The organism is Paenibacillus sp. JNUCC32, assembly GCF_014863545.1.
Classification (GTDB): domain Bacteria; phylum Bacillota; class Bacilli; order Paenibacillales; family Paenibacillaceae; genus Paenibacillus_AQ; species Paenibacillus_AQ lautus_A.
This window is the reverse complement of record NZ_CP062260.1, coordinates 114304-132377: the sequence shown is the minus strand read 5'-3', so window position 1 is coordinate 132377 and position 18074 is coordinate 114304. Positions and strand designations below refer to the sequence as shown.

Genomic DNA, 18074 nt, shown 5'->3' with positions numbered 1-18074 from the left:
ATCGTCGTCTGATCTCATGAAATTAGCTGTGGCTGTTCTTGAACTCCTGCATGAATTCCACGAGGGCCTGAGCACTCTCGTAAGGAACGGCATTATACGCGGAAGCCCGCAAACCGCCGACGCTGCGGTGGCCCTTGAGGCCGACAAAGCCTGCTTGCTCCGAAGCCTTCACGAATTCCTTCTCCAACTCCTCGGAGGCAAGACGGAACGTAATGTTCATATCGGAACGCACCTCTGCGTCCACGCAGCCGCGGTAGAAGCCTTCGCTGCTGTCGATGGCATCATAGATCAGAGCCGCTTTCTTGCGATTCAACTGTTGAACACCTTGGAGGCCGCCCTTCTCCTCAATCCACTTCAGCACTTCGTTGATCATGTAAATGCCGAAAGAAGGCGGCGTGTTGTACAGCGAGTTATTTTTCAAATACGTATTGTAGCGAAGCATAGTCGGCAGATGTTTAGGAGAATCTGTAATCATGTCCTCTCTGACGATCACGACCGCCACGCCGGATGGTCCAAGGTTCTTCTGCGCACCCGCATACACCATCGCGAACTGGTTCATATCGAATGGACGGCTGAGAATATCGCTTGACATATCACCGATGAGCGGAACGGAACCGGTATCCGGGAATTCCTTAAACTGGGTGCCTTCAATGGTTTCATTGGAAGTCAGATGGAGATAAGCTGCATTGTCCGACAGCTTAATGTCTTGAATGCGGGGCAGAGTCATGTATTTGCTCTCTTCGGAAGATGCCGCCACATGGGTATCGCCGATCAGCTTGGCTTCTTTAATAGCCTTGTCCGCCCAGCTTCCCGTCATCACGTAGTTCGCAACCTGGCCTTGACCTAGGAAGTTCATCGGAATCATGGCGAATTGCGTGCTTGCGCCGCCCTGGATGAACAATACCTTGTAACCGGATGGATTCCCCAGCAGGGACAGCAGGCGCTCCTGCGCTTCGTTATGAACGGCTTCATAAACGGCGCCGCGATGAGACATTTCCATAATCGACATGCCGGTATTTCCGTAATTGACGAATTCGGCCTGGGCGCGCTCCAACACTTCAAGCGGCAATGCAGCAGGTCCTGCGTTAAAATTGTATGCTCTCTTGCTCAAAAGACTCTCCACCCTTTCTCTACTATGAATGCTAATTAACGCTAATCATAGCAACAATCCCATAGACCTTCAAGTGTAATTATTCACATTAAATTGTTCCGGTTACCAGTAGAAGAATTGGTACTTTCTGCTCCAAGATCTCTTTTCTCCGGGGGCCAGGCTTAATCGAACAAACACTTCCGGCGAAATAACGTGTCCGGTCCCCCACAGGGCCATATGCGCAACCGGAAAATCGCTGATCTCCCTTACCCCCGCCCTGCGTGCACTGTGCGTCAGCTCCCATGAATACGGATAATCGCCGCCATTGAAGCCTTTCATTCTTCCATAGAAGGGCTTATGCGGTCTGGCGGTCCAGCCTATCTCGTTATCCTGGACAGACAGCAAGTCCGAGGTATAGTCAGATTCGACCTCCGTAAACCGGACAGGAACCGGCAGCTTCAGCTTATACTGGGGTCCTACCGCTTCCTCGTTGATCCCTATGAAATTATGGACATACTCCTCCGTATCGATCCTTCGGCTTCCTTCGTTAATAAGCTCGTAATCTATCGTTAATACGGTATCTTTAATCGAGATCTTCTTCACCAATCTTGCTGCATAGCCGTTTATGCTCCTGGAACGAACCGTATAGGAGATGTTCGAGTCACCCGAAATGACATCCACATCGAAAGGCTCCGCCGGATACGCATACTGAAAGTTATACGGGGCCTCGCTGACCCGTTTAAGAAGGCCCACCCCTAATTTAGGAAACCAATCTCCAACTTCGGCCTCCGCGTACCCCATCCCTTCATGGAGTCCGAACTCGTTGCATAACCCGGACCCGGCCTGCGGGTTAAACCCTTCCGCAAACTCATGAACACAGAAGGTATGGCCGCTCTCGCTCAATTTCACCTGGGTGATGAAACCCGTGCGGTCAAAACGCGTGCCTTGATAACGTCCTACTTTCGCTATTTCGACTTCCAATCGTCCGTTCGCTAGTTGATGTCCCACAAAGCATCGCTCCATTCATGATGAAGAAGCCCCGGCCGACTTGTCTGCCAGGGCTTCCGAAATTTTTATAAGCGCGAATCAGGCAAGCTTGACGTGTATCAAAGCCCGTTCGCTGCCGGATAACGAGGACAGCATGCTGCGATCCAGGTCGACTGCCCCGGGATCTTGACTGCGCAGCTGTATCTTTTCACCGTTCAGCGTAACCGATTGAATCGCATAGCTTCCATAATCCAACCGGTTTGGATTGCCGTATACGATTTGAAGCTGTTTTCCGGCAAACCCGGTAGTGACCGTGGCGTGGCCGCCGGCATCGAATTGAGCAGACCTTAGTTTCGGTTCCAGGCGAAGATGTCCACGGTTCCCTTTCACTCCAAACACCTCGGTCAGCATGGTGAGCAGCAGCCAGCTTGCCGACCCGGTAAGGTAGGGATACATCCCCCTTCCCTTCTCGTTAATGTACTCGGGAATGCCCGGATACATGCGGCTGCGTTCAAAATCCTGGCTCAGATCATAAATCGAACGCAATACCTCGTGGCCCTCTTGGACAAAACCTCTCTTATAAAGCGCATTGGCGTACATGACGCTCATATGGCTAAACATGGCCCCATTCTCTTTATGTCCGAACGCGAAGCCGAATGCCCGCCCGAGGTTTTGTTGGATCTCGCCAAAGTTCGAATTGAGGCGGTAACCGATGCTAGGGTCTTTTAAGTAACGGTCAACCGATTTCGTGATGTGCCCTACCTGTTCATCGTCCGCAATTCCGCCCATGACGGCAAAGACCTGGCCTGTTAGCGTCATGCGCACGCCCAGGGGATGATCGCCTTCCACGCGGGCGCCGTCATTATTGTAATACCCGTTAAACCAGGAGTACCCTTCTTGGCTCGTGATCCATTCGTTGCAGCGCAAATGCTGAATGAGCCAATCCGCCTTCAGCTTCAAATCCTGCACAACGTCCGCAATGCTGAATTTCCGTTTGTTCCCGGTCACGGACGCCTTGACGGCCTCATAATAGCTATCCAGCAAATTCAGCTTGCCCTGCACATCCTCGTACGAGACGGGAGCCGTCACCGAATCGAGAAGCACCGCCATTTCCTCCGCTATTTCCACATGCTCGACGCCTTCCGTATCCTGCCACGCCAGCAGCAGATCGCCAAGCTGCATCAAATTGCTGGCATAAAACGCCGTGAAGGCCACGCTCTCCCCTCTGCCCGGAGCAAGGTCCAGACCGTCGTTCCAGTCGGCTCCCTCGAGTTTGATGTTGTTGTGTTCGCCGACGTTAAAGAACGGCACCAGATTTTGAAGCAGCATATGCTCCAGGACCGTACCTTCGTATACCTCGCCGCTGACGGTCAAGAGTCGATTCCCGTGCTCAGGCAGCCATCCGGCGTCCTTCTCCTGGCAGCGTTTTACGAATACGTCGCGGAAATAGGTCTGCGGCTGCTTCAGAAAATCCATATCCCCGCTCTGATCGATGTAAAGCAGCGTGGTCATGAAAGGCCAAGCGCCGTGATCCATCCATACGCGCGGAATGTTGTTCCGATCAGCAACGAATTCGCCCGGCTTCGTGCCGATGATCGTAGCATTGCTTCCGTCAATCCGGACGCCCGCATAGTTATTGAGCAGCAGATACCGAACCTCGGCAGGCTCCATAATCATCAAGGCCAGGCAATCCTGCCACAGGTCGCGCCATCCGCGGCCACCTCGGCCGTAATCATGATAAGGAAGAAAGGAATTCCCGTATAAACGGCGCAGGATCGGCTGCAGGGTAACCCATTTCATCCATAGATCCTGCTGCGGATCACCGGTCTGGAAGAATACCGTATTCAGTTTCTCATTCCAATAGGCTTCGTTCTGCGCAAGCAGCTCATCAAACCGCTTCTCCGATAAATACGTTTCGGACAGCCTTTCGATGTCTGCGCGATCCTTCGCTATGACCATTGCCATGACATAGGCTTTGGATTCACCGGGCCGCAGCTCCGCCTCCGCGAACCGCAGACCTCCAAGGGCCTCGTACCCTTCCATGGAGTCTCCAGCCTGCGCGTATGCCGGCTTATTGGCAATTACGGCCTCAGGCCAATCGAGTGCTCCGCCCTCCCCGATGTATTCCTCGAGCACCGGGAAATAACCGACTGGGGCTGAGCCGTCCCCCTCCGCACCCAGCACGCTGTAGGATACGCGATTGATACGGTGACCCCGCTCGTCAAACGAGAGCACGGGCTGCACTTCAACCCCTTCCCGATGGACATAAATCCGATGCAGCAGGGATGTCACATGACGATGGTCCCGCAGATCATCCGCCGAACGTCCATACAGCGGAACAGCCGCGGTAGGGGTCAGTTTTAGCGTTTGCTGGCCTACATTGGTCAGCGTTACTTTCATTAACTCGATCTGGTCATCCGTCACCGGCACGAAGCTGGTAACTTCCGTTTGCAGCCCGGCCTCCCCGTTCATCCGCTTCAGCTTGTGCCATAGGAACCCGGCTTCCAATTGACCCTCTTCTTCCTGATGCATGAACCGGTTCGCATTCTGCTTGGCGGAGTTTCCGGATACGGACCATGCGCCCTGCCCGTCGATGTGCACCCAAAAGTTGCGCGCGGACTTGGAATTATGAAGATCCTCCACCGATACCGGCGACATCAAAAACGTATTGTGGCTGCTGGTCATTTCGCCGTGAAGATTCGGCGTGATGGCCGACATCATGCCCGCCTCGTTGACCAAAGGAAAATATAAATAGTTATGTAGTTCAGGATGACGCAGCGTAAAGACGCCCTGATCCCCCTCGAACTTCCATCCCGTTGATTTCATATCGCTTTTTCTTCCCCTCTATGCCTTAGGATTTGACGGCTCCCGCCAGGGCACCGTCCACCAGATACTTCTGTATGAACGTATACAGAATGATCAATGGTGCGGCAACGATCGTAATTCCGCATGCAAGCAGCGGCCAGTTATTCCCGTACTGCCCTCTGAATTCTTTCAGGCCGAACGTAATGGGATAGTTGGACGGACTCGGCAGGTACATGATCGGCCCGACAAAATCGTTCCAGATTCCGATCGCTGTCAGAATGACGCCCGTTGCGATCACCGGCTTCATCAGCGGCAGAATGATCTGGAACAAGTAACGGATATAGCCGGATCCATCCATGCCTGCCGCCTCATCCAAATCGCGGCTGATCGACTTGATGTAACCGACGAACATCATGAACACCACGCCCGTCCCCGTCGTTTTCAGCAGGATATAGCCGAGCTTGGTATCATACCCGAAGAACGAAACGCTTTCCTTGAAGGACAGCATCAATTTATACTGCGCAACCATCGGGTTCGGAAGGAACTGGGACAGCAAAAAGAACATGTAGATAAAGCCGCTCCACATCACGTAACCGCGTGCGACCGGAAACGCCGCAAACAACGATACGATGATGGTCAGCACCGTCGCCGTCACCGTATAGATCAGGCTGTTCGCAAAATAACCCGCGAAATTGCCTTCGGACCATGCCTGGGAATAGTTGCCCCATTCGATGTTCTTCACGATTCCGATCGGGTTGAGCAAGTATTCGTTGAAGGATTTGAGCGATACATTGAAGACGAGCAGAAGCGGAACGACGTACAGAATCAGCAGCAAACCTATGACGGCATAAGAGAGAATTTGCGTGGTTTTGGAATTTCGCATCAATATTCCACCTCTCTCTTACGCGTCTGCCTGACGGCTACGACGACAAACAGGAGAATAATCAGGAACTGGATCACGGACAGTGCCGAAGGAAGGCCCATTTCCAAGCTACCCCGGAACGTTTCCTTGTACACGTCGTAAGCCATCGTCCTAGTATTGAAACGACCGTCCGTTGTCGCCAATATGATATCGAACGTCGACATGGCGCCGATAATGGATAACAGCATATTCACCGTGAAGGACGGAGCGATCAGGGGGAAGGTGATATGGCGGAAAGACTGCCACTTGTTGGTGCCGTCAATATGACCCGCTTCGTATAAATCCTTCGGAACCGATTGGAGGCCAGCCAGAAAGATCAGCATGGAGTAGCCCATGTACATCCAGATCTGAACGAAAATAATATAACCGAACGCATGGGTAAAGCTGCCGAAGAACATGTCCTGATAGCCGAAAAGAGCGTCATAAAGGCGGTTGACCGGTCCGTTCAACGGATCGAACATCATGCCCCAGATCAGCGCAACCACGGCTACGCCGAGTACGACCGGCAGGAAGAATACCGCGCGGTAGAAGTAATCGCCTTTCAGCCGCTGGTTAATGATAACGGCGATAAACAGGGCGACCCCGTTTTGCACAATCGTCACGACGAACATGAAGATCAGGGTATTTACGATCGAGCGCCACCGCTCGCCCGAGTTCCCTGAGAAGAAGAGTTCCCTGTAATTATCAAGCCCGACGAATTGATAGGTGCTGCCCGGCAGGTTCTTCACATCGGTAAAGGAATAGATGACCGTCAGGATCGAAGGTCCGAAATAAAAAACGATGTATAACGCCATCGGTATCAATAGCAGCAATAACGGTATGAAGCGTTAAACCCTTTTCCAAATGGATACATCTCTCTCACCTCGCAAATCCATTTCAATGCATGTCGGGGCCTGCTGCACAGACCCCGATTACAGTATGGTTCTTTCTATACAAGTCTCTTTATAATAGAAGAAGTTTTATTTCGGAGCGGCTGCTTCCCATTCTTTTTGCTGAATGTCAGCCAGCTCTTTTGCCGTTTTATAAGGTCCGCCCGGTGCCAGGAATTCCGTGTGAACGCCTTCTGCAGCCAGATGCTCGCCGATATTCTGGCGGTTGATCATCATGATTTCGTACGCCAATTCGAACTCGCCGAGATAAGGAGTCAGTTCATTGTCAATGAAGTCGCTTTCCGTCTGAATGTTGTCCTGCGTCGGAATGAATCCGGCTGCCTTCACGAATGTCGTGTAATTTTCCGGCTCCGAGAAGAATTCAAGCCACTTCAGGGCTCCTTCTTTGTTCGGACCTTTCTCGGCCGCGTACCATGTTACGTCATACTTGCCGACAAAGGAGGCGTTCTTCGCTGCATCCTCGGTGGCCGGAAGCGGGAAGTAACCGAATTTCAACTCTGGATTAGCTGCCGCAACGGTTGGGGCATCCCAAGAGCCGTCAGCCAGCATCGCAGCTTTTCCTGTTGCAAAATAGGAAGGCGCCGTTGCATAATCGATCCCCATGAAGCCGTCGATCATGTAATTGTCTTGAAGCGTCTTCATTTTTTCCAAAACCTCGATGGCTTCTTCATCGTTATAAGCCGTCTCGCCCTTCCACACGCCCTCGATCCATTTCTGCTGGTCTCCGCCGCCCAGGATTTTGGCCTGCAGGGCGAACACCGGAAGTTTCAAAGGCCATACGTCTTTACCTGCTACAACAATCGGTGTGATGCCTTTGGCTTTCAAGTCATCGTTCAGCTTCATAAACTCCGACCACGTTTTCGGAACGCTTAAGCCGTTCTGCTCGAAGATTTCTTTATTGTAGAAGAGACCGGACATCGCAACCTTGCCTGTAGGAACGGCATATACTTTATCGTTATAAGTTCCGGCTTTTTCGATATCGTTTGCGTTATAATTCTTAATGAAGGCTTGGTCGGATAAATCCGCAATCAATCCGGTATCGATCCATTGCTGCCAATCGGGTACTTTAGCGCCCGGCGTCCATTCCTGCGGGGAGAGTCTCATTCCCGACAAATCGGCCAGGACGTCCACGTCATTGGCGGTGATTCTTGCTCTCTGCGCCTGCTTGTATTCGTCATCCGGACCCGTAGTGGTATACTCTACCGTATACTCGGGATACTTCTCTTCAAATTTCTTATTGATCTCTTCAATCGCTTTATTGATGTTATCTTGTTTCCAGTGTAAAATTTTGATGACCTTTTTATCGCCTTTGGCAGGTGCGCCTTGATCGGCTGAATCGCTGCTTCCGCAAGCTGCCAGCGAGAAGGTTAGAGCGCCAGCCAAAAGTAATGCTGATAACTTCTTAATCATTTGTTCGTTACCCCCTGAAATTAAATTGCAATTCATTATGAAACCGGATTCATGTTTCCGCTTTTTCTTGGCCTGTACAATCTTGATGCTACGAAACTATAATTATTAATTTTCGTAATTGAGCGAATTATACCGAAAGCGGTTTCGTAAGGCCTATTATTACGCATAATATTTTGTTTGTCAAAGCTTTTTTTATCGTTCCCGATACTTTTTTCTCACCGAACAGAGACAACCCTTTTTTCTTGATATGACAAGCCTTATGCCTGTTCTCTTTCATTGACTTACCTCGCTAAAGCAGATACACTGATTTACGAAACTGTTTCGAATCCGTGTGGTATAACATAGCAGTCGGATGGTACACCTTGGCTTGGATAAGCCCTTATGCATAGGTGAACCGTCATCATTTCATTGGATCATGGGAAATTCGTTCAAAACACACTCCTTAGTTAGACAGAAAACACGTATCTCATAACTTTTCTGTCCCTAAACATTACGCATAAAAGGAATTCATAATAAACATTAGCGAAAATTAACGAAAATAATGAAATGACATTATAAACAGAATAAGGGGCGTTTCGCATGGCGTTAAACATCAAAACAATCGCTAAAATGGCAGGGGTCTCCGTATCGACCGTCTCCAAAATTATCAACAACTACAGTGATGTATCCGATGAGACCAAAGCTCGCGTGTTGGAAATTATGAGAGAAACGGGATATACCCCTTCCAATTCCGCAAAAACGTTAGCAACCAAAAAGTCCAATCTAATCGGCGTCATCTTTGCGGGAAAGCTGAACGTTGATTTTACCCACCCGTTTTTTGTTGAGGTGCTGAATTCTTTTAAGAAGCAGATGGGCGTTCTCGGCTATGATCTGCTGTTTTTTTCGAACGAGAAATTCCAAGGGGAGGATGCCGACTATCTCGGACGGTGCCGCCATTATCAGGTAGACGGCTGCGTCATTATATCCGGCGAGGAAATCGAGCCCTCGATTAAGGAGCTGGATGAGAGCGATATTCCCTGCATCGGGGTGGATATTGAGCTGTTCGGCGAAATGTCGGGTCATATCATGTCCGACAATTACAAGATGTCCTCGAAGGTCGTGGAGCATTTCTATCTCCAGGGCTTCCGAGACTTGGGCTTCATTGGAGGCAGCAAGGAGTCCGAAATCTCCAACATGCGAGAGGCGGGTTATCGCAACGCCATGGAAAGCTTCGGCCTTCCGGCCCGCGCGGAGTGGTTCCTGAACGGGGATGATTTCTATGAGGCCAGCGGATATAAAGCGATGACCCGGCTGATTAAGGCAGGATCCCTGCCCCGCGCCATTTTTGCAGCCTCGGATCAGATTGCCATCGGCGCCATCCAAGCGCTTCAAGAACATGGTCTGAATGTCCCTGACGACATGTCGATCATCGGCTGCGACGATATCGAGGCATGCAAGTACACAACGCCTAAACTAACGACGATTCGGCAAAACAAAGAGAAAATCGGCCGCTTGGCGGCACTCATGCTCTACGACCTCATCCATAAACAGTCCCCCGTCAGTTCCTTTGTCGTCGAGCCCGAACTCATCGTCCGCGAATCTTGCGGGAGCAACACGCATCACTATGGGTATTTCGGATAAACATCCGGGCAAAGGGTCAGCCAGGGCTTTAGGCTCTTAATGAGCCCATTGTCTTTCAGAGCCATCTTCGGATTGGTTCCAGTCACGAATGTATACCGCCAAAAAGAGCCTGGGGCATGATGCCCCAGGCTCTTTTATAATCCTGTTGATTAGATATCGTAGTACAGGGAGTACTCGTGCGGATGAACGCGGATGTTAACCGCTTTGGCTTCGGCACGCTTGAAGTCGATGAAGTTCTCGAGGAATTCTTGCGTGAATACGCCGCCCTCTGTCAAGAACTCATAGTCTGCTTGAAGTGCATCCAATGCCTCGTCCAGGGAACCCGGTACGCTTCGGATTTCCTTCTTCTCGGCGTCGGACAGTTCGTAAATGTTTTTATCGAATGGTCCGTAACCGAGCGCGGTAGGATCGACTTTGCGCTTGATCCCGTCCAGACCGGCCATCAGCATAGCAGAGAACGCAAGATAAGGGTTCGCAGTGGAGTCCGGTGTGCGGAACTCGATGCGGCAGCCTTTAGGCGTTACGGCAGCAACCGGAATCCGTACTGCGGCAGAACGGTTGCCCTTGGAGAATACGAGGTTAACCGGTGCTTCATAGCCTGGTACCAGACGTTTGAACGAGTTGGTGCTCGGATTCGTCAAAGCGATCAAGGCAGGCGCATGGTACAGAATACCGCCGATGTAGTGCAGCGCCGTTTCACTCAGGTTCGCATAAGCGCCTTTTTCGTAGAACAGCGGAGTGTCGCCGTCGAAAATGGATTGGTGAACGTGCATGCCGCTACCGTTATCCCCGAACAATGGCTTCGGCATGAACGTAGCCGTTTTGCCGTATTGGCGGGCTGTGTTATGCACGATATATTTATAGATCAACAAATTGTCAGCTGTTTTCTTCAATGTATCGAAACGGAAATTGATTTCGGCCTGGCCGGCAGTTGCCACCTCATGGTGATGACGCTCAACGCGAAGACCTGCTTCGTCGAGGAGACGGCACATTTCGCTTCGGATATCCTGTTGAGTATCCACTGGCGCTACAGGAACATATCCGCCCTTAACCCCTACTTTGAATCCCAGGTTGCCGCCTTCTTCCTTGCGGTTCGTATTCCACTGTGCTTCCTCGGAGTCTACGAAGTAGCTGGAGCTGTTCATGGAGCTTTCATAGCGGACTTCATCGAATAGAAAGAACTCGGATTCCGGTGCGAAGAAGGCTGCCGTTCCGATGCCGGCTTCTTGAAGGTATTGCTCGGCACGAGCCGCGATTCCGCGCGGGTCACGCTCATAAGCATCGCCTTCCGGAGTATAGATGTTGCTCATAATGTTAAGTGTAGGGTGTGCAGTAAACGGATCAATATAGCAAGACTCCGGATCAGGCATCATGACCATATCCGATTCTTCAATGCCGCGGAATCCTGGAATAGAAGATCCATCAAACGCTACCCCGTTCACGAAAGTTTCTTCGTCTACTTCTGAAGCCGGCAAGCTAATGTGATGCACCCGTCCCGACAAGTCTACAAAACGAAAATCGACCCACTCAATATTGTTCTCTTTAATGGTTTGCAATACTTTCTCTACCGACATGTCTCTTCCTCCCAATTTCCGAACATTAAGACTTAAACAGCTTAACAATGTTCATAATCTTTCGATTTCTTTTCGTCATTATATGCCGGGAGATAACCTGACGTCAATACCTATGTAAGGTATTTTTTAAAACGGTGTCATGTTATGTGACATCAAAAACCAATTAAAGTAAATGCAGCAAAAAGACACCTGCGGTTAAGATGCAGGTGCCTTCTACTATAAATTAGGGGATGGCGAAGCCATTCATTGTGTTCTTACCGCTACGCTCGAATATATCATTATAGCATGTAACACGTGTTATACGCGCGCGAATTCAGAAGCAGGCGCTTTGGCCGTGGCAAAGCTCTTCCGCTTTGGCCGTGGCAAAGCTCTTCCCTACCAATGGAGCCAGCTTCTCCAAGTCTTTAAGCAGTGCGGCGAATTGGTCCGGGAACAGGGATTGGACCCCGTCGCCTGTCATCGAGTTGTCCGGATCCGTATGCATTTCAATGATAAGACCGTCGGCTCCGGCCGCGACGGATGCCTTGGACATCGGTTCGACCAGCTCGCGCCGGCCCGTTCCGTGACTCGGGTCAGAGATGACCGGAAGGTGGCTCAATCCTTGCAAAACAGGAATGGCAGATAAATCCAGCGTATTCCGGGTATAAGTTTCGAATGTTCGGATTCCGCGTTCGCAGAGCATGACATTCGGATTGCCGCCGGCCAGGATGTATTCCGCTGCGTTCAGGAATTCGTCATAAGTTGCACTGAAACCTCTTTTCAGCAAAACCGGTTTGCCGCAGGTGCCAAGTTTCCGAAGCAGATCGAAATTTTGCATGTTGCGGGTGCCCACTTGCAGAATATCGGCGTACTCCGCGCAGATATCGACGTATTCGGGCGTCATCACCTCTGTAATGGTCAACAGGCCATGCTTTTGCCCGGCTTCCGCCATCATGATCAGACCTTCGACGCCAACGCCCTGAAAGCTGTATGGACCCGTACGAGGCTTAAATGCGCCCCCTCTTAGCACTTGCCCGCCTGCTGCTTTCACCAGCTGCGCAATTTCATCAATCTGCTGCGCGGATTCGACGGCACATGGGCCGCCCATGACAACCAGATTGCCGCCGCCAATCTTGGTTCCCTTAATATCGATCACCGTATCATCCGGATGGAAATCACGGCTGGCAAGCTTGTAGGACTTGGAGATCTTAACTACATTCTCTACGCCCTTCATTTGGCGAAGATGCTCCGCAAGCTTCGGGTTCACGCTGCCAATCAGGCCGATCACCGTGCGATCCGCCCCCTTCGATACGTGAGCCTGGAGCCCTTCCTTCTCAATTTCGGTAACGATATGCTGAACTTGTTCCTCTGATATTTGATTGGATGTAATGACGATCATAAATAAACCTTCTTTCTGAATGAATTCCAATTTCGATGTTGATTTCAATCCATGGATAATCACTTTCGCACTTGTTCGCTTTTAAGCTTTTATGCTTTTAATCGATAAAGTAAATATACAGAAAAAATCTCCCCTCGTCAAGCCCATTCTTCAGGCCATCACGATCGGGAGATATTCCTCGCCTGTTACATCAGCGTTTTGTTGCGTCCTTCCGCTACGGTTCGCTTCACCAGCGGTATGACAATTCTTACCGTTGTCCCGATGCCGGCGCGGCTGAATAACGTGACCCCATACTCGCTGCCGTAGTGAAGCTTGATCCGTTGATCTACGTTTCGTATGCCGTAACCCGCATTGGTCAGATCCTGTCCCCCTGTATTATCCAGCACGCGGCCGGGCGGGAAACCGACGCCATTATCGATGATTTTGAATTCCAAAGCATCTTCCAGCAATTTGGCCGTGATCCGGATATGAATATAGTCTCCGGTCCACGCATGCTCGAGCACATTCTCGATAAACGGCTGCAAAATCAATTTCACGGTTTCATACCGGACCACCTCGGGCTCAAAATCATAAGTAACCTGCATCCGGTCGTCGTATTTAATCTTTTGAATGTCCACGTAAGCTTGGGCCTGTTCCAATTCATTCTTCACGGATATGATGTTCCGGCCGTCGTTGAGCGACAAACGATAAAACTTCGCCAGGTCCATTACCATGCGCTGCAGTTTATCCAGCATCCCGAACCGCGCGAGGCGGCTGATGGAGGATAGGGTATTGTATAAGAAATGCGGATTAATCTGCGCGTGCAGCGACTCCAGCTCTGCTTCCTTTTTCTGCAGGTCGGCCAGATACACCTCATTGATCAGTTTGCCGATGTTGCTGCCCATATCGTTCAAGGCTGAGGAAATATGCGTAAATTCATCATTCCCCTTAAAGGATACCCGTTTATGGAATTCGCCTTCCTGGAACGAGTCCAGCACGGATACGATTTTGGACACCCGGCGGCTGAAATATCTGGAGACCACGATGCTGACCACGAAGAAGATACCGATGCAGATCAGACAGATCAGATAGGTTAGATTACGTATTTTGACCGTGTCTTTTTCCACGATTTGAGCAGGCACGACGGCAATCAAATCCCAGCCGAGCTGGGGAATGGGCTTCCGAATCAGAAGGTCCCCGTTCTTGCGAAGTTCCTTCTCCTTGAAAACGTTGGTGGATTTTCCCCCTGATGAAAGAACGACCCGGCCCTGTGCATCCGATAAATACAATGCGGTCCCGTCACCGATCTTCTTGTAATCCATGCTTTCAAACAGGTCCGTCATACTGACGTTCATCCGCATGAACCCGATCTCCTGCGGTTTGATGGTCGAACTGATATCCACAAGCCGCCGCAGCAAGGATATGCGTCCGTTGCTCACATCGTCCTCAATCTGCTTCCACTGCAGGGTTACGCCGTAATTTTCTTCCTTCGGATATAATTTATACCAGGACCGTTCCTCCAGCCTGTCATATTGATAAATATCAAACAGACGTTTGTTGGAGTCCAGCGGGTCCGTATACGTATAACTGTCATAGATCTCCCTAAGGTCGTCGTTGCGCAGGTAGATCGATAACCAGATCCTTCGGTTCGCGGTGCTTACCGCGGTCTCCAGCTTCGGAATCAGCACGTTGATCGTGGTGTCATAGCTTATCCAAGCGCTTTCGGTAAAACGCAGACGGCTGTTAAAGGTCGTATCAAAATAAAGCATATCCGATATCCGGATCATGTCCTCCATCTTATACGATATGTTCTCGCTCATCTGATGAAGCGTGCCCTGAATGTTGTTATACGTCTGCTCTCGGGTGGACTTCACGAAGACCTGATTCGCAATCTGACCGACAAGCAGCACCGGTATAATGATAAATACGCAGTACGAAAACATTAACTTGTATCCGAAAGGTATCTTGACCCGTATTCGTTCGAATTTCCCCGCCATAGCCTGTTTGACCCCATATCTAATCTGAATTTTGCTAGTTACGAGTGCTTGCGCCGATATTCCAGAGGCGTCATTCCATACATTTCCTTAAACTGCCTGCTGAAATAAGGCAGATACTGATAACCTGTCTGTGATGCAATTTCATATATTTTGAGCTTGGTCGTCTTGAGGAGATCCCTGGCGCGCTCCATCCGGAGCTTGATTGCATAATCGCTAAAGTTGTGCCCGGTTTCTTCCTTGAAGAGCACCCCGAGATAATTCGGTGAAAAAGAAAACCGGTTCGCCATATCCCGCAGCGTAATATTCTCGTGCATGCGAGCCTGGATATTCTCTATAATCTCTTCGACCAGCCTGCCATTCTTGGTTGATTTGCGGTTCTTGAGCATTTCCGAAATTTCCATTGCCTTCATGCGGAGCCATGAGAAAATATCATCCATCGTTTCGAATTGAAGCAGAATATCCAGGTTTTTGAGCTCCAGTCCTGCCATACGATATAACTCTTCGTTCATCGCTTGCAGATGTCCTTCCAGCTTCACCATGATATACACGGCCAAATTGCGTATGGTGAACTTGGATCGGATGCTGGATGCCAGCAGTTGAATCGCTTCCAGTTCGTCATAGATACGAACGATATCATACTCCGTCATGGCTGTAAATAAAGCATCCAGACGGATGTCGAGGCTTTTTACGTCTTCCCGGTCCTCGGTCGGCACCTCGCTGTACAGGATCCATTTGCCCTTGCCCCGGAACATCTTATAATCCAGCGCGTCCAAAGCCTCCATGTACGACGTGTGAAGCTGCTCCAGCTGATGGACGGCCCTGCCTTCCCCGACCGTCATCGAATAGTTATATTCCCGTTTTAATTCCTCCAGCAGGGCTTGAATCTCTTCCTTTCCCCGGCCCCCGTTAAGGAGTACGGCCGTTCGCTGATCGGTTACCTTGCATATATATTCAAAGCCGCGCTGTTCAAGCCGTTTATGCAGTCTCGTGAAATACTCCTCTATGGCACTCAGCTTTTCCTCGGAATCGAGCGAGCCGGTTCGCCAGGTGCTCACATTATCAAGCTCCAGCAGAATGACGCAGACCGGCCAATGAAGCTCTGTCAGCCGGTACTCCCGCTTGATAATGTCCAGGATGGCTCCGTCATAGGGCCGCTGAAGGATTTGCAGGAGATACTGATTTTTGAGGATGGGGATCATCTGCTGGTAAGCTTCCTCCGTCTCCTTGCGTTCATGAAGACGATCCAGCTCCATTCTAACCTTCGTTAATGCATCGATCAGCTCCTGGTCCTCCATCGGCTTTAACACATAACTGCATGCGTTCAAAGCAATCGCCTGCTTCACGTAACCAAAGTCCTGGTAACCGCTTACGAAGATAATCCGGAGCTCCTCCTGCAATTTCAGTGCCCGCTGAGCTAGCTCAAGCCCGGTCATGTTCGGCATGCGTACATCGGTAACGAGGATGTCGACCTTCTCACTTTCGAGCACCTCACAAGCAGCAAAGCCGTTATTGACCGAATCGATCACTTTCATTCCGAGATCTTCCCATGGAATAAAGCTTTTCATGCCCTCTAGGTCCAGTATTTCGTCGTCTGCCAGCAGCACTTTATACACGGGTATCATCTCCCCCATAAATTCCGATAAGGGTATACTGCATAAGCAGCATACCCTTCTTGGTTTAAGCAAAAATTAATTATTGGCCCTTCATTTTAGCAACGTTCTCTTGCCATTTCGTTGTTTTGAATGCAAGCAGCTTATCGTATCCTGCAGCTTGAGCATCGGCTTCAGCCTTGTCGAGGATTGCCAATACTTCGGCATCATCCTTCGCATACAGGGCTTTCGCTCTGGATTCCGTAAAAATATCTTCTACGCGTTGACGAATAATTCCTTCCTCGCTGTCCGGAGCCGGATCGAGGTTAATGTACTCCGTAGCATTGGCTTGAGTTTTCCAAGTGACTTCATATTGCCAGCGAGTGGACCAGTTGCGCTGCTCTTCCGGCAACGTGCTCTCGTATTTCGCTTTCGCTGTATCAACAAACACGGTGTTACCATTCCAGTGAAGATTCGTTGTGATGGCTTGCAGCTTGCCGAGACCGGCAGCATCCGTTACATATTTCTCGGTAAACTTCGGTGTTACGCCATCCTCTTCAAATCCGTCCCAATATCCTCCTGGAGGCCCCCACATGAGAACGCTTTGGCCTTCAGGACCAGTGTACCAATCCAAGAATGCGAAAATCGCTTCGGGATCTTTAGCGGATTTCGTAATGACACTTACGTTCCAACCCAATTGCGTATAAGTACCAGGGAAGATCTTGTTCTTGTCCAGGCCTTCCTTGTGAATCGGCCAGATCATGAAGTAACCGGCTTCCGGATCCTTCGCCGTCAATTCAGCGTGGGCGTTCATTGCATTTTCCGTCGGGCTCGAAGCGGCATACACAGCAACGCGTCCCGTGTTCACTTTTTCTTTGACTTGGTCAGCCGTTTGGGTCATGGCATCCTGAGAAATCAATTTCTCGCGGAACAGCTTCGCGGAATACTGCATCGACTCGCGGAAAATCGGATCCGTAAAGATCGAAGTCAGCTTATCACCGTTAGGCACACCGCGGATGCTGATCCAACGAGTCAGAGCGTTTTCTGCGAATGCAGAGTACAGCACCTCGATACCTTGACCTTGTACGTGCGGCTCATAAGGAACCACTTGATCGCCGTATTTCGCTTTGACGGCTTTCAGGTATTCATACAGATCATCCGTCGTTTCCAGCTTCGGCTCGCCAAGCTCTTTGTAGATCTTCTTGTTTACAACATAACCTGCATTACCGTTCGGTTGGTTCGTATACCAGTTCGGGAACTGATACAGCTTGCCGTCCGGAGAGCGAAGCATGTTCAGACCTTCGTCCCCCATCCACTCTTTCAGGTTAGGATATTTATCAAGATATTCATCGAAAGGTACGAGCATATCGGCTTGACGCAGCTTCTCTACGTCCGGACCACGGTCCATCCACATCACATCCGGAAGCTCCGTGGATGCGATCATGGTATTGAATTTTTGCTGGGCGTTACCTTGCGAATGGATCGCGTTGACGGTTACCTTCTTGTTCTCTTTAATCCATTTCGAAGATTCGTCTTGTCCCCATGGCGGCATGGTGTACTCGTTATAATGGCCGTAGAAACTGAACTCAAGCGGTGTTTCGCCAAGCACAAACTTGTCGGATGCCTCCGTTGGAGGCGTGCTGGTTCCGTTTTCGCCTGCAGGCGCCGGATCCGCAGTCTTGGTTCCACCGCCGCCGCCGCATGCAGAAAGCATCAGCGCTGCCGCAAGCAAAGCCGTCATGGACGTGGTCAGCGATTTCTTTCTCAACCTCATTCTCTAATTTCCCCTTTCGTTTTTACACTTGATATTTATGTCTAAAGCTTAAGGCTTCA

At 50.3% G+C, this 18074-nt stretch carries 12 protein-coding genes; 1 reads left to right on the top strand and 11 read right to left on the bottom strand.

The features are described from left to right. Positions 1-22: 22 nt before the first annotated feature. From serC to JNUCC32_RS00575, 6 genes are all read right to left on the bottom strand, one after another. Complete coding sequence (serC, locus tag JNUCC32_RS00600; RefSeq protein ID WP_192570767.1) at positions 23-1111, bottom strand: 3-phosphoserine/phosphohydroxythreonine transaminase; 1089 nt, start codon at positions 1109-1111, stop codon at positions 23-25. A 102-nt stretch (positions 1112-1213) separates the two neighbouring features. Continuing rightward, on the bottom strand, positions 1214-2098 hold the full coding sequence (locus JNUCC32_RS00595; protein ID WP_192570766.1) for a hypothetical protein: 885 nt from the start codon (positions 2096-2098) through the stop codon (positions 1214-1216). A 78-nt stretch (positions 2099-2176) separates the two neighbouring features. After that, positions 2177-4903 (bottom strand): GH36-type glycosyl hydrolase domain-containing protein, encoded by a 2727-nt coding sequence (locus JNUCC32_RS00590; RefSeq protein WP_192570765.1) that lies wholly within the window; start codon positions 4901-4903, stop codon positions 2177-2179. A gap of 25 nt (positions 4904-4928) precedes the next feature. Next, a complete protein-coding gene (locus JNUCC32_RS00585) occupies positions 4929-5765 on the bottom strand; it encodes a carbohydrate ABC transporter permease (RefSeq protein ID WP_009595751.1) in 837 nt (278 codons plus the stop codon). Beyond that, a complete protein-coding gene (locus JNUCC32_RS00580; RefSeq protein ID WP_192570764.1) occupies positions 5765-6598 on the bottom strand; it encodes a carbohydrate ABC transporter permease in 834 nt (277 codons plus the stop codon). Before JNUCC32_RS00580 ends, JNUCC32_RS00585 begins: the two co-directional genes overlap by 1 nt. A gap of 165 nt (positions 6599-6763) precedes the next feature. Beyond that, positions 6764-8104: an ABC transporter substrate-binding protein gene (locus tag JNUCC32_RS00575; RefSeq protein WP_009595768.1), complete on the bottom strand. Its 1341-nt coding sequence runs from the start codon at positions 8102-8104 to the stop codon at positions 6764-6766. A gap of 579 nt (positions 8105-8683) precedes the next feature. On the opposite strand from JNUCC32_RS00575, the gene JNUCC32_RS00570 reads away from it, so the two are divergent. Next, positions 8684-9724, top strand: a complete 1041-nt coding sequence (locus JNUCC32_RS00570) for a LacI family DNA-binding transcriptional regulator (RefSeq protein ID WP_009595772.1) — start codon at positions 8684-8686, stop codon at positions 9722-9724. Between the two features lie 149 nt (positions 9725-9873). Here JNUCC32_RS00570 and glnA read toward each other — a convergent pair whose 3' ends face one another. The 5 genes from glnA to JNUCC32_RS00545 all read right to left on the bottom strand — a co-directional run bounded on the left by glnA (position 9874) and on the right by JNUCC32_RS00545 (position 18015). After that, a complete protein-coding gene (glnA, locus tag JNUCC32_RS00565; RefSeq protein WP_192570763.1) occupies positions 9874-11298 on the bottom strand; it encodes a type I glutamate--ammonia ligase in 1425 nt (474 codons plus the stop codon). A gap of 313 nt (positions 11299-11611) precedes the next feature. Then, positions 11612-12676 carry a 3-deoxy-7-phosphoheptulonate synthase gene (gene aroF / locus JNUCC32_RS00560; RefSeq protein ID WP_192570762.1) on the bottom strand — a complete coding sequence of 355 codons (1065 nt, stop codon included), beginning with the start codon at positions 12674-12676 and terminating at the stop codon, positions 11612-11614. A gap of 185 nt (positions 12677-12861) precedes the next feature. Beyond that, entirely contained in the window at positions 12862-14652 is a 1791-nt protein-coding gene (locus JNUCC32_RS00555) for a sensor histidine kinase (RefSeq protein ID WP_192570761.1), read from the bottom strand. Between the two features lie 38 nt (positions 14653-14690). Then, on the bottom strand, positions 14691-16265 hold the full coding sequence (locus JNUCC32_RS00550; RefSeq protein ID WP_192570760.1) for a response regulator: 1575 nt from the start codon (positions 16263-16265) through the stop codon (positions 14691-14693). Positions 16266-16344: 79 nt separating this feature from the next. Next, complete coding sequence (locus tag JNUCC32_RS00545) at positions 16345-18015, bottom strand: extracellular solute-binding protein (RefSeq protein WP_015737115.1); 1671 nt, start codon at positions 18013-18015, stop codon at positions 16345-16347. Positions 18016-18074: the final 59 nt, after the last annotated feature.